Annotated in this window: 10 protein-coding genes; 6 read left to right on the top strand and 4 right to left on the bottom strand. The window is 65.8% G+C overall.

All coding sequences use genetic code 11. The features are described 5' to 3' along the window. Nucleotides 1-3 precede the first annotated feature (3 nt). Together OH686_RS16040 and OH686_RS16035 are read left to right on the top strand one after the other, a co-directional pair. Nucleotides 4-2,382 (top strand): DUF1631 domain-containing protein, encoded by a 2,379-nt coding sequence (locus OH686_RS16040; RefSeq protein WP_289533894.1) that lies wholly within the window; start codon nt 4-6, stop codon nt 2,380-2,382. After that, nucleotides 2,383-2,721 (top strand): PilZ domain-containing protein, encoded by a 339-nt coding sequence (locus OH686_RS16035; protein ID WP_289533892.1) that lies wholly within the window; start codon nt 2,383-2,385, stop codon nt 2,719-2,721. A gap of 46 nt (nt 2,722-2,767) precedes the next feature. Here OH686_RS16035 and clpB read toward each other — a convergent pair whose 3' ends face one another. From clpB to rluD, 3 genes are all read right to left on the bottom strand, one after another. Beyond that, complete coding sequence (gene clpB, locus OH686_RS16030) at nt 2,768-5,332, bottom strand: ATP-dependent chaperone ClpB (protein WP_289533889.1); 2,565 nt, start codon at nt 5,330-5,332, stop codon at nt 2,768-2,770. A 121-nt stretch (nt 5,333-5,453) separates the two neighbouring features. Next, nucleotides 5,454-6,188, bottom strand: a complete 735-nt coding sequence (pgeF, locus tag OH686_RS16025) for a peptidoglycan editing factor PgeF (RefSeq protein ID WP_289533887.1) — start codon at nt 6,186-6,188, stop codon at nt 5,454-5,456. Then, nucleotides 6,172-7,143, bottom strand: coding sequence for a 23S rRNA pseudouridine(1911/1915/1917) synthase RluD (gene rluD, locus OH686_RS16020; RefSeq protein ID WP_289533885.1), 972 nt, complete (start codon nt 7,141-7,143; stop codon nt 6,172-6,174). The genes pgeF and rluD overlap by 17 nt, the downstream gene beginning before the upstream one ends. 147 nt (nt 7,144-7,290) lie before the next feature. On the opposite strand from rluD, the gene OH686_RS16015 reads away from it, so the two are divergent. From OH686_RS16015 to OH686_RS16000, 4 genes are all read left to right on the top strand, one after another. Further along, nucleotides 7,291-8,316: an outer membrane protein assembly factor BamD gene (locus OH686_RS16015; RefSeq protein WP_289533884.1), complete on the top strand. Its 1,026-nt coding sequence runs from the start codon at nt 7,291-7,293 to the stop codon at nt 8,314-8,316. Nucleotides 8,317-8,462: 146 nt separating this feature from the next. Then, entirely contained in the window at nt 8,463-8,690 is a 228-nt protein-coding gene (locus tag OH686_RS16010) for a PP0621 family protein (protein WP_289533883.1), read from the top strand. After that, entirely contained in the window at nt 8,687-10,279 is a 1,593-nt protein-coding gene (locus OH686_RS16005) for a sensor histidine kinase (protein WP_289533881.1), read from the top strand. Before OH686_RS16010 ends, OH686_RS16005 begins: the two co-directional genes overlap by 4 nt. 2 nt (nt 10,280-10,281) lie before the next feature. Further along, the gene (locus tag OH686_RS16000) at nt 10,282-11,622 is read left to right on the top strand and encodes a sigma-54-dependent transcriptional regulator (protein WP_289533879.1); all 1,341 of its coding nucleotides are present in this window, start codon (nt 10,282-10,284) and stop codon (nt 11,620-11,622) included. Between the two features lie 38 nt (nt 11,623-11,660). Here OH686_RS16000 and thiO read toward each other — a convergent pair whose 3' ends face one another. After that, nucleotides 11,661-12,761, bottom strand: a complete 1,101-nt coding sequence (thiO, locus tag OH686_RS15995) for a glycine oxidase ThiO (RefSeq protein ID WP_289533877.1) — start codon at nt 12,759-12,761, stop codon at nt 11,661-11,663. Nucleotides 12,762-12,809: the final 48 nt, after the last annotated feature.

Genomic DNA, 12,809 nt, shown 5'->3' with positions numbered 1-12,809 from the left:
CGCATGAGCTCGCAGGACCTCCCACCACCCCATATTCCCGGCGTCGCCAGCCGCGCCATCCAGCCCCGCTTCGGCGAGCTGGTCCAGGATTGCCGCAAGCTGGTGATGAACAACCTGGCCGAACACCTGACCGGGCTGTTCGCGCAGGTCGACGACACGCTCTTCGAAGGCGCCGAGAAGGCCGAAAACAACAAGGTGCAGAGCCTGTTCTTCGATGCCATGCGCGACCTGCGCAAGCTGCGCCCGCAGATAGAACGCAGCTACCACCAGCGCATCGCGCAAAACTTCGCCGACTTCCTCGAGGGCAAGCTCAAGGCCAAGCCCCAGGACGGGGAAGCGGATGGCGAACACCTGAGCCTGATGCAGAACGAGGAGTACGAGGAAAGCCTGCAGGTGACCAACATGGTCAGCAAGGTCAAGGCGCGCAGCACCCGCGCCCTGTTCGCCCTGGAACAACGCCTGGCCCTGCTCAACAACGGCCAGAAGCTGGTGGAGGATGCCAACCCCTTCGGCCCCCAGGCCCTGGCCGAGGCCTTCCGCGAGGCCCTCACCCCGCACCCGCTGCCGCTGCGGATCAAGGTCATCCTCTACATGCTGTTCGACCGGCACGTGATGCAGGGCCTGGATACGCTGTACGAGATGCTCAACCAGCGTCTGGTCAACGCCGGCATCCTGCCCAACCTCAAGTTCACCGCCCAGCGCTCGCCGTCCGCCAGCCCGCCCAGTCGCCCGGCGGAGGGCGGTACAACGGCAGCACAGGCACCGACCGGTACGGCGCCGGCTGCCAACTTCGCGCCGCCTGGGATTAGCCATGCCGGCGCGGCGCAGACCACCCAGGCAGCCGCGCCGATCATTCAGGCCCCGGCGGACCTCAGCGCTCCACCGCCGCAGGACCCCGGCCAGCTGTTCGGCGGCCTGGCCGCCCTGCTCGGCGAGCGCCGCCAGCAGGACCTCGACGCGCCGCTGCCGGGCGGCACCCGCAGTATCGCCAGCTTCGCCCCGCGCACGGCCACCAGCACCTACAGCGCCGGCGAGCTGCTCGAGGCACTTACCCGCCTGCAGCAGCAGTCCGCCAGCACCCTGACCCAGCGCCTGCAGGGCCCGCAGCCGGTAGAGGACATCAAGGTCAACCTGCAGCAGCAGCTGGAGTCCCTCAGCAGCCTGCCGGGCCAGCAGAAACTGGCCGATCAGGAAGCCGACGTGATCGACCTGGTCGGCATGCTGTTCGACTTCATCCTCGACGATGACAACCTGCCGCACAGCTGCAAGACCGCCCTCTCCCACCTGCACACGCCCTACCTGAAGGTGGCGCTGCAGGACAAGGCGCTGTTCACCCAGCACCAACACCCGGCCAGACGCCTGCTCAACACCATGGCCCAGGCCGGCGTGCTGTATGGCGGCGAAGGTGACGAGCGCGGCCTGCTGGCGAAGATCCACTGGGTGGTGGAGCGGGTGATCCACGGCTTCACGGGCGACCTGCTGCTGTTCGACAACCTGCTGGAGGAGTTCAACGAGTTCGTCGCCACGCTCAAGCACAAGGTCGAGCTGCGCGAGAAGCGCGCGGTGGAGGCCGCCAAGGGCCGCGACCGCCTGCTCGGTGCGCGCCAGCAGGCGGTCGCGGTGATCCAGAACGTGCTGCGCGAGCGTCACCTGCCGAGCGTGATCCACAACTTCCTCGAACTGACCTGGGCCGATGTGCTGGTGTTTGTCCTGTTGCGCCATGGCGAGCGCAGCGCCGAATGGCAGCGCGCCGGTGAAGTGGCCGAGCAGCTGGCCTGGAGCGGCACGCCGCTGGATGCCGATGGCCGCAGTCGCCTGCAGAATCTGCGCGTCACCCTGCTGGACGAGCTGCGCAAGGGCCTCGAGCTGCTCGGCGGCTACCACGAGGACGGCATCCGCCGCCTGCTGCAGGACATAGTCGCCTGCCAGCACGCGGTGCAGGCCCAGCAGCCGCAGCTGGCCGCGCAGATCAAGAGCCAGCTGCAGGAGAGTCCGCTGGGCGCCATGCTCGGCGAGGACGCCGCCCTGGCCGAACCTGTCAAGCGCGAGGGCCAGCTGACGGCGCGCGCCCAGGCGCTGATCAAGGAACTGCAACAGCTGGAGTTCGGCACCTGGTTCGAGTTCGTCCAGGGCAAGGACACCCAGACCCTCAAGCTGTCCTGGTTCAGCCCGACCACCCACAACTACATGTTCGTCGATCACAGCGGCCAGCGGGTGGCGGTCAAGCCGATCCGCCAGCTGGCCAACGAAATGGAGCAGGGCCTGGCGCGCATCGTCGCACCGGAGCGCAGCGCACCCCTGGTGGACCGCGCCCTGGGCGCCATCTATCGCGTTCTGCAGCGCTTCACCGGGCGCGCCAACGAAGTCGGACAAGGAGCCTGAATGGACGATCGTCGCCAGCACAGCCGCCACACCACGCAACTGGGCATCGATGTACTCGACCTGCACAGCGGCCGCCGCCTGGGCCGCATCGTCGACCTTTCCGAGGACGGCTTCATGCTGGTCAGCGAGGCTCCGCCGGAGGCCGACTCGGTCTGGGAGTGCCGCCTGGTGCTGGACCAGCCCCTGGATGGCATTCATGAGGTCCGCGTGGGCGCCGACTGCCTGTGGAGCCGTCCCGGCGAAGCCGGACACAACGGCTGGTGCGGCTTCCATATCATCGACCTGGCCGATGACCAGGTCGGCCCCCTGGCGCTGCTGTTGCGCCACCTGCAGGTCTGAACGAAAAAGCCCCGGTTTCCCGGGGCTTTTTTCATAATCGCCGAACTCAGGCGAAGACGATCTCGTCGCCCTCGACCCGCGCCTGGATCGCCATGCCGGGCAGGAAGCTGCCGGCCAGGATCTGCTGCGCCAGCGGGTTCTCGATCCAGCGCTGGATGGCCCGCTTCAGCGGCCGCGCGCCGTAGACCGGGTCGAAACCGACCGACACCAGCTTGTCCAGCGCCTCGGCCGACAGTTCCAGGCTCAGCTCGCGCTCGGCCAGGCGCTGACGCAGGCGCGCCAGCTGGATCTCGGCGATGCCGGCGATCTGCTCGCGGCCCAGCGGCTCGAACACCACCACCTCGTCGATGCGGTTGACGAACTCCGGGCGGAAGTGACTGCTCACCGCATCCAGCACCGCCGCGCGCTGTGCCTCGCGGTCGCCGACCAGCTCCTGGATCTGCGCCGAGCCGAGGTTGGAAGTCATCACCACCACGGCGTTGCGGAAGTCCACGGTGCGCCCCTGGCTGTCGGTCAGGCGGCCGTCTTCCAGCACCTGCAGCAGCACGTTGAACACGTCCGGATGGGCCTTCTCCACCTCGTCCAGGAGGATCACCGAGTAGGGTTTGCGACGCACCGCCTCGGTCAGGTAGCCGCCCTCCTCGTAACCCACGTAACCGGGCGGCGCGCCGATCAGGCGAGCCACCGAGTGCTTCTCCATGAACTCGGACATGTCGATGCGCACCATGGCCTCCTCGGTGTCGAAGAGGAACTCGGCCAGCGCCTTGCACAGCTCGGTCTTGCCCACCCCGGTGGGCCCGAGGAAGAGGAAGGAGCCACTGGGCCGATTGGGATCGGCCAGTCCGGCGCGCGAACGACGCACGGCGTTGGCCACCGCCACCACCGCCTCGTGCTGACCGATCACCCGCTTGTGCAGATCGTCCTCCATGCGCAGCAGCTTCTCGCGCTCGCCCTCGAGCATCTTGGCCACCGGGATGCCGGTCCACTTGGACACCACCTCGGCGATCTCCTCGTCGGTCACCTTGTTGCGCAGCAGCTGGTTCTCGCTCTTGCCGTGCTGGTCGACCATCTGCAGGCTGCGCTCCAGGTCGGGGATGATGCCGTACTGCAGCTCGGCCATGCGCTGCAGGTCGGACTTGCGCCGCGCCGCCTCGAGGTCGGCCTTGGCCTGCTCGATCTTCTGCTGGATCTGCGCCGAGCCTTGCACCTCGGCCTTCTCCGACTTCCAGATCTCCTCCAGATCGGCGTATTCCAGCTCCAGCTTGGCGATGTCGTCCTGCAGCTTCTCCAGGCGCTTCTTGGCCGCCTCATCGTCTTCCTTCTTCAGCGCCTCGCGCTCGATCTTCAGCTGGATCAGGCGGCGCTCCAGGCGATCCAGGGCCTCCGGCTTGGAGTCGATCTCCATGCGGATGCGGCTGGCGGCCTCGTCGATCAGGTCGATGGCCTTGTCCGGCAACTGGCGATCGGTGATGTAGCGATGGCTGAGCTTGGCCGCGGCGATGATCGCGCCGTCGGTGATGGTCACGCCGTGGTGCACCTCGTAGCGCTCCTTGAGGCCGCGCAGGATGGCGATGGTGTCCTCTTCGCTCGGCTCGTCCACCAGCACCTTCTGGAAGCGGCGCTCCAGGGCGGCATCCTTCTCGATGTACTGGCGGTACTCGTCCAGGGTGGTGGCACCGACGCAGTGCAGCTCGCCACGGGCCAGGGCCGGCTTGAGCATATTGCCGGCATCCATCGCGCCTTCGGCCTTGCCCGCGCCGACCATGGTGTGCAGTTCGTCGATAAACAGGATGATCCGCCCTTCCTGCTTGCCCAGCTCGTTGAGCACGGCCTTCAGGCGCTCCTCGAATTCGCCGCGGAACTTGGCCCCCGCAATGAGCGAGCCCATATCGAGAGCCAGCAGGCGCTTGTCCTTCAGACCATCCGGCACCTCGCCATTGATGATGCGCTGGGCCAGACCCTCGGCGATGGCGGTCTTGCCGACGCCGGGCTCGCCGATCAGCACCGGGTTGTTCTTGGTACGGCGCTGCAGGACCTGGATGGTGCGACGGATCTCGTCGTCACGGCCGATCACCGGATCCAGCCGGCCTTCCTCGGCACGCTTGGTCAGGTCGACGCAGTACTTGTCCAGGGCCTGGCGCGACTCCTCGACATTGGGGTCGTTGACCGCCTGGCCGCCGCGCAGGTTGGCGATGGCGTTCTCCAGCGCCTTCTTCGACACGCCCTGGGCCAGCAGCAGCTTGCCCAGCTTGGTGTTCTCGTCCATGGCGGCCAGCAGCACCAGCTCGCTGGAGATGAACTGGTCACCCTTTTGCTGGGCCAGGCGGTCGGCCTGGTTGAGCAGGCGCGCCAGGTCCTGGGACAGGTTCACGTCGCCGGTGGGGTTCTGGATCTTGGGCAGGCCGTCCAGCTCCTTGGCCAGGGCCTTGCGCAGGGCGCCGACATCGAAGCCGACCTGCATCAGCAGCGGCTTGATCGAGCCGCCCTGCTGATCCAGCAGGGCCTGCATCAGATGCAGCGGTTCGATGGCGGCATGGTCGAGGCCGACGGCAGTGGACTGGGCGTCGGACAGGGCAAGCTGGAGCTTGCTGGTAAGACGATCGATACGCATGAATTGTCCTTCCTTCAGAAAGCGGGCCGGAGCGCTGAACAGCTCCTCTGAGTGAAGCCCGGTATTGCTCTGTAGATAGGGACAGTTTCGGCCGATTCAAGCGCCAATCATTTGCTGCGGATCAATCGACCAGCCACACCAGAGAGGCGAAGCGCCCGGTGCGGGCGGCGCGGCGGTAGGAGAAGAAGCGCTCGTCGCCGACCGTACAGAGGCCGCCGCCATATACGGCGGTGACACCGCGGGCCGCCAGACGGATGCGCGCCATGGCATAGATGTCGGCCATGTATTTGCCGGGGTTGCGGCTGGAGCCGAAGGCGCGCTCGGCCTCGGCATGCTGGGAGACGAACGCCTCGCGCACTTCCGGACCGACCTCGAAGGCCTGGGGGCCGATGGCCGGCCCCAGCCAGACCAGCACTTCGGCGGGCTCGACGGCCAGCGCCTCCAGGGTGTTTTCCAGCACGCCACCGGCCAGCCCGCGCCAGCCGGCATGGGCCGCCGCCACGCGAGTGCCGGCGCGGTCGCAGAACAGCGCCGGCAGGCAGTCGGCGGTCAGCACGGCACAGGCGATGCCCGGCGTGGCGCTCCAGCTGGCGTCGGCGACGGGCACGTGGACGGGATCGGCTTCGACCACATCTGGGCTATGCACCTGTCTCAGCCAGGCCGGCTGGCAATCCAGGCGCTCGACCAGCAGACGGCGGTTGTCGGCCACAGCCTGCGGATCATCCTCGACGTGATCGCCGAGGTTGAGGCTGTCGAAGGGCGACAGGCTGGTGCCACCGGCTCTCGTAGTGACGCAGGCACGGACATTGGCCGGGGCCGGCCAGTCCGGCAGCAGCCAGTCAGACGAAGGACTCATTGTCCTGGCGCAGCAGCGAGAGCATCCACACCAGATCTTCTGGCAGCGGCGAGACCCACTTCATGCGCTGCCCGGTGGCGGGGTGCTCCAGCTCCAGGAAACGCGCGTGCAGGGCCTGGCGCGGGAATTCCTTGAGGGTCTGCACCAGGGTCGGGCTGGCCGCCGGCGGGATGCGGAAGCGCCCGGCGTACAGCGGGTCGCCGATCAGCGGGTAGCCAACATGGGTCATGTGCACGCGAATCTGGTGGGTACGGCCGGTCTCCAGCTTCACCCGCACATGGGTGTGCGAACGGAAACGCTCCAGCACCCGGTAGTGGGTCACGGCCGGCTTGCCGCCATCGATCACCGCCATGCGTTGGCGGTTGGCCGAGCTGCGACCGATCGGCGCGTCGACGGTGGCGCCGGAGGTGATCACGCCGATGCAGATGCATTCGTAGATGCGGCTGACCGTGCGCTTCTGCAGCTGGTCGACCAGCTTGGTCTGCGCCTGCAGGGTCTTGGCCACCACCATCAGGCCGGTGGTGTCCTTGTCCAGGCGATGGACGATGCCGGCACGCGGCACGTTGATGATGTCCGGCACATGGTGCAGCAGGGCGTTGAGCAGGGTGCCATCGGCGTGCCCGGCCGCCGGGTGGACCACCAGGCCGGCCGGCTTGTCGATCACCAGGATGTGCTCGTCCTCGTAGACGATGTTCAGCGCGATGTCCTGCGCCACCCACTCGCCCTGGGCCTCCTGCTCGGCCTCCAGGCTGAGCACGGCGCCGCTGTGGACGATGTCACGCGGGCGCAGCACGGCGCCATCGACGGTCAGGCGGCCGTCCTTGATCCAGGTCGACAGGCGCGAGCGCGAGTACTCGTCGAACAGCTGGGCGGCGACCTGGTCGAGGCGCTGGCCACCGAGGTCGGACGGCACTTCGGCGGTGAGTTGGATGAGCTGATCGGAATCTTCGGACATGGGCTGCTGCGGAGGGCGGTGCGGCTTTTGGTTTCGGCGGCACGCTGTGGTTAAATACGGCGTCTTTGTCCCGGCGTTTTCCGGGGCGCTCATCATAACAGGACGGTCGAGGCCTAGACAGCCGCCGTCACAGGGACGCAAGCCACCATGCAAGTGAAACACCTGCTGCTGATCGCCACCCTCGCCTTCGTTGCCGCGTGCTCCTCCAACAAGCCGGAAGTGGATGAGAACCTGAGCGAGACCGAGCTCTACCAGCAGGCCCAGGAAGATCTCAGCAGCAACAGCTACAACAATGCCATCGCCAAGCTGAAGGCCCTGGAGTCCCGCTACCCGTTCGGCCGTTACGCCGAGCAGGCCCAGCTCGAACTGATCTACGCCTACTACAAGAACGTCGAGCCGGAGGCCGCCAAGTCCGCCGCCGAGCGCTTCATCCGCCTGCACCCGCAGCACGCCAACGTCGACTACGCCTACTACCTCAAGGGCCTGGCATCGTTCGACCAGGACCGCGGACTGATCGCCCGCTTCATCCCGCTGGACCTGACCAAGCGCGACCCGGGCGCCGCCCGTGACTCGTACAACGAGTTCGCCCAGCTCACCAGCCGCTACCCCAATAGCCGCTATGCGCCGGACGCCAAGGCGCGCATGGTCTACCTGCGCAACCTTCTGGCCGCCTACGAGATTCACGCCGGCCGCTACTACCTGACCCGCCAGGCCTATGTCGCCGCCGCCAACCGCGGCCGCTATGTGGTGGAAAACTTCCAGGAAACCCCCGCCGTCGGCGACGGCCTGGCCCTGATGGTCGAGGCCTACCAGCGCCTGGAGCTGAACGATCTGGCCGCCACCAGCCTGGAAACCCTGAAGCTGAACTACCCGGACCACCCGACCCTGGTCGACGGCCAGTTCGTGCCCCTGGAAGAGGAAGCGGACAACCGCTCCTGGTTGGCCAAGGCCACTCTGGGCCTGATCGAATCCGACGCACCGCTGCCGCCGGGCGAGACCCGCGCCAGCCAGGACGTGATTCGCCAGTACGAGGAAGCCCAGGAAGATATCCCGGACGAACTGCAACCGGAGAACCAGGGAGAGGAAGCCCAGGAAGACCTGGAGAGCGAAGCGGAAGGCAACAGCGACGACCGTTCCTGGTTCAGCTACATGACGTTCGGCCTGTTCGACTGAGCCGTCGGCGCGACACGAGAAGGGAGGCCTGGCCTCCCTTTTTCATGCCTGCGCCCCGCGTAACGGTGCACGATAGGAGCGTTTTCCTGCTGCGCCACCAGCGGCTCCTTGGCTAAACTGCCAGCCTGCCAACGAGAGAGCACACCATGTTCCGTCTGCTGTTCTGGGTCGCCGTGATCGCCGCCGCCGTCTGGCTGTGGCGCCGCTTCAATCGCTCCGCCGCCCCATCGGCAAAGCCAGATGAAGATCAGCCGGCGCCGATGGTGCGCTGCGCCCAGTGCGGCGTGCATGTGCCACGCGACAAGGCGCTACCCCAAGAGCAGCTCTGGTATTGCAGCCAGGCCCACCTGGAGCGGGGGCAGCCCCAGCAGTGAGCGCAGAGCACCTGACTCTCGACGGCATCCCCGGCCGCCGGATACTGCGACTGTACAACCTGTACCGGGTCGCCCTCGGCCTGGCGCTGGTCCTGCTGATTTCCAGCAATCTGGACAGCGAGCTGCTGGAGCTGGCGCATGTGCAGCTGTTCCGCTACGGCAGCTGGACGTACCTGATAGTCAACGTCCTGATAACGGTGCTGATGCAGCGCCCCAAGCACCTGATTCAGGTGTTTGGTCTGGCACTGCTAGACGTACTTCTGCTCTGCGCGCTCTTCTACTCGGCAGGAGGCACTCCCAGCGGCATCGGCAACTTGCTGATCGTCGCGGTGGCGATTGCCAATATCCTGCTACGCGGGCGAGTCGGCCTGCTGATCGCTGCCGTGGCCGCTATCGGCATGCTCGCCCTGACCTTCTATCTGAGCCTGCATCGCCCCGCAGCCGGCAGCCAGTTCGTCCAGGCTGGCGCGCTCGGTGCGCTCTGTTTTGCTGCAGCGATTTTTCTCCAAGGCCTCAGTCAGCGCCTGCAACAGAGCGAAAACCTGGCCGAACAACGGGCGGTCGATGTCGCCAGCCTTGAAGCACTCAACTCGCTGATTCTGCAACGCATGCGCACCGGTATCCTGGTGCTGGACAAGCAGCACAAGGTGTTGCTGGCCAATCAGGGCGCCCTCGGCATGCTTGGCCGCAGCAGGCTGGAAAACAAGGTACTGGACCCGCATTGCCCGGATCTGGTCCAGCGCCTGCAACAGTGGCAGCACAATCCGACCCTTCGCCCACAGAGCCTGCAGGCGATAGCCGATGGACCTCTGCTGCAGCCCAGCTTTATCCCCCTACACAGGGGCGATGAGCTGCACACATTGATCTTCCTCGACGATATCTCGCAGGTTACTCAGCAAGCCCAGCAACTGAAGCTAGCCTCGCTCGGCCGACTGACTGCCGGCATCGCCCATGAGATCCGCAACCCGCTGGGCGCCATCAGCCACGCCGCGCAGCTGCTGCAGGAGTCTGAAGACCTGGAGGAGCCTGACCGGCGCCTGGCCCAGATCATCCAGGATCATTCGCGACGGATGAACATGGTGATCGAGAACGTATTGCAGCTCTCGCGCCGCCGCCAGGCGGAGCCGCAACTGCTCGACCTGAAATACTGGCTACATCGCTTCGCCAGTGAGTTCCGCAACTCCGCGCGCCTGGATCAGACCCTGCATCTGGAAACCAGCAGTGGCAGCCTGCAGACCCGAATGGACCCCCACCAGCTGACCCAGGTGCTGACCAACCTGGTGCAGAACGGCCTGCGCTATAGCGCCCAAAGCCATCAATTGGGCCAGGTGTGGCTTAAGCTCTATCGCGACGCCGAGAGCGATCTGCCTACGCTGGAGGTGCTGGACGACGGGCCTGGCGTGCCAGCCGAGCAGTTGCAGCACATCTTCGAGCCCTTCTATACCACCGATAACAAGGGCACCGGCCTGGGCCTGTATATTTCCCGCGAGCTATGCGAAAGCAACCAGGCACGCCTCGACTACAAACCTCGCGACGGTGGTGGCAGCTGTTTCCGCATCACCTTCGCCCATCCACGCAAGCTGAGCTGAACATGAGCACCCGGCAGAGAGCCCTGATCGTCGACGACGAGCCCGATATCCGCGAACTCCTGGAAATCACCCTGGGCCGTATGAAGCTCGACACGCGCAGCGCACGCAACGTCAAAGAGGCGAAGGAGTGGCTAGCTCGCGAGCCATTCGATCTGTGCCTGACCGATATGCGCCTGCCCGACGGCACCGGACTGGAGCTGGTGCAGCATATCCAGCAGCGCCACGCGCAAGTTCCGGTGGCGATGATCACCGCCTATGGCAGCCTGGATACTGCAATCAACGCGCTCAAGGCCGGCGCCTTCGACTTCCTGACCAAACCCGTCGATCTCGGCCGCCTGCGTGAACTGGTGGCCACCGCGCTGCGCCTGCGTAGCGGTGAACACGAAGAGGGCCCGGTCGACACCCGTCTGCTCGGCGACTCGCCGCCGATGAAGGCCTTGCGTAACCAGATCCAGAAACTCGCGCGCAGTCAGGCTCCTGTCTATATCAGCGGCGAATCCGGCAGCGGCAAGGAGCTGGTGGCCCGCCTGATCCATGAGCAAGGGCCGCGCAGCGAAAAGCCCTTCGTACCAGTCAACTGCGGAGCCATCCCCTCGGAGCTGATGGAGAGTGAGTTCTTCGGTCACAAGAAGGGCAGCTTTACCGGAGCCATCGAGGATAAACAGGGACTCTTCCAGGCCGCCGACGGCGGCACGCTGTTCCTCGACGAAGTCGCTGACCTGCCACTGGCCATGCAGGTCAAGCTGCTGCGCGCAATCCAGGAAAAGGCCGTGCGCGCCGTCGGCGGACAGCAGGAAGTAGTGGTAGATGTACGCATCCTCTGCGCCACTCACAAGGATCTGACGGCAGAGGTCGCTGCCGGACGCTTCCGCCAGGACTTGTTCTACCGACTTAACGTTATCGAGCTGCGCGTGCCCCCACTGCGCGAGCGCCGCGAAGATATTCCGCTGCTGGCTGAAACCATGCTGCACCGGCTATCCGAAGGCAGCGGCCTAGCAGCCGCGACCATCACCGGGGACGCTCTGGACAAGCTCAAGTGCTACCGCTTCCCCGGCAACGTGCGCGAACTGGAAAACATGCTGGAGCGTGCCTACACCCTGTGCGAGAACGATCAAATACAGGCAGCCGACCTGCGCCTGGCCGACGCCGCTCCAGCCGCGGAGAGCGGCGAAGCCTCGCTATCGCAGATAGACAATCTTGAGGACTACTTGGAAGAGATCGAGCGCAAGCTGATCATGCAAGCCCTCGAAGAAACTCGTTGGAACCGCACCGCCGCTGCCCAGCGCCTGGGCCTGACCTTCCGCTCCATGCGCTATCGCCTGAAGAAGCTGGGGATCGACTGATACGACTCGCGACCTGGCGTTGCGCCCCCACATCAGCCTTACCCCAGGCGCCCCGCTGGTGAGTAGGGCGCAGGATCGACGATCGGTGTCTCGCCCAGCATCAGGTTCTTCAGCAGCTCGCAGGACGCCGGCGCCAGCACCAGCCCGTTGCGGTAATGTCCGCAATTGAGCCAGAGCCCGGGGTACTGCGGCACCTCGCCGATAAAGGGCACCCCATCCGGCGAACCCGGCCGCAGCCCCGCCCAGTGTCCAATCACCTCAGCCTCCTGCAGCGCTGGCAACAGCTCCTCGGCAGAAGCCTTGAGACTGGCCAGCGCCTCCCCGGTCGGCGTCTTGTCGAAGCCGACATGCTCCAGGGTACTGCCGACCAGAACATGCCCATCCTTGCGTGGAATGGCATAGCGCCCCTTGGCCAGCACCATGGCCGGCAGGAAATCCTCGGCACACCTGTACAGGATCATCTGTCCCTTGACCGGCTCGACGGGCAACCGCAGCCCCAGCGTCTCCAGTAGCTGCCCACTCCAGGCACCGGCAGACAGCACCACCCGCGCAGCGCGAATCTCACCGGACTCAAGCCGGACTCCAGCAACGCGCTCGCCTTCGTACAGGAAGCCCTGTACTTCGCTGTGCTCGAGCAGGGTCACGTTGCTCATGGCCTGCAGAGCAGCCCGAAGGGCCTTGAGCAGGCGCGGGTTGCGCACATTGGCGACCCCGGGCATGTAGATGGCCGAACTGAATCCACTTCCCAGTGGCGGTACTGCCTCGCGAACCGCCTCCAGAGCGACGCTGCGCAGCCCGTAAGACTCCCGCCGGGCCCAGTCCAGAGCCTGCGACTCATCCTGCAAATCCAGCCAGTAGAGACCGGTGACATGTACCTCCGAATCTACCTCCGTGGCGGCGAGCAACCGGGCGGCAAGCTGCGGATAATAGTGCTGCGACCAACGTGCCAGTGCCCCCACAGCCGAGTCATAGCGCCAGGGATAAAGAGGGGAAACTATCCCGCCCCCCGCCCAGGATGATTCCCTTCCCGCTTCCGCCCGCTCCAGCACGACCACCGGCTCGCCCGCGCCAGCCAGCTCCAAGGCACCGAGCAACCCAATAACTCCGCCACCAACCACCAGGGTGGAGTTCGATTTCACTGCGCCATCCTCCCAATACCAATAAAAAAGGGGAGCCAAGCTCCCCTC

Origin of the sequence: Pseudomonas sp. SO81 (genome assembly GCF_030374125.1) — a bacterium.
Lineage (GTDB): Bacteria > Pseudomonadota > Gammaproteobacteria > Pseudomonadales > Pseudomonadaceae > Aquipseudomonas.
The sequence above is the reverse complement of the archived record's forward strand: the minus strand, read 5'-3'. Positions and strand labels throughout refer to the sequence as shown.

Excerpts from the sequence above, each read along its gene's own strand:
- OH686_RS16015 (WP_289533884.1), top strand. The coding sequence starts at position 7,291 with ATGCAAGTGAAACACCTGCTGCTGATCGCCACCCTCGCCTTCGTTGCC.
- OH686_RS16000 (WP_289533879.1), top strand. The coding sequence starts at position 10,282 with ATGAGCACCCGGCAGAGAGCCCTGATCGTCGACGACGAGCCCGATATC.
- pgeF (WP_289533887.1), bottom strand. The coding sequence starts at position 6,188 with ATGAGTCCTTCGTCTGACTGGCTGCTGCCGGACTGGCCGGCCCCGGCC.
- OH686_RS16040 (WP_289533894.1), top strand. The coding sequence starts at position 4 with ATGAGCTCGCAGGACCTCCCACCACCCCATATTCCCGGCGTCGCCAGC.
- clpB (WP_289533889.1), bottom strand. The coding sequence starts at position 5,332 with ATGCGTATCGATCGTCTTACCAGCAAGCTCCAGCTTGCCCTGTCCGAC.
- OH686_RS16010 (WP_289533883.1), top strand. The coding sequence starts at position 8,463 with ATGTTCCGTCTGCTGTTCTGGGTCGCCGTGATCGCCGCCGCCGTCTGG.
- rluD (WP_289533885.1), bottom strand. The coding sequence starts at position 7,143 with ATGTCCGAAGATTCCGATCAGCTCATCCAACTCACCGCCGAAGTGCCG.
- OH686_RS16035 (WP_289533892.1), top strand. The coding sequence starts at position 2,383 with ATGGACGATCGTCGCCAGCACAGCCGCCACACCACGCAACTGGGCATC.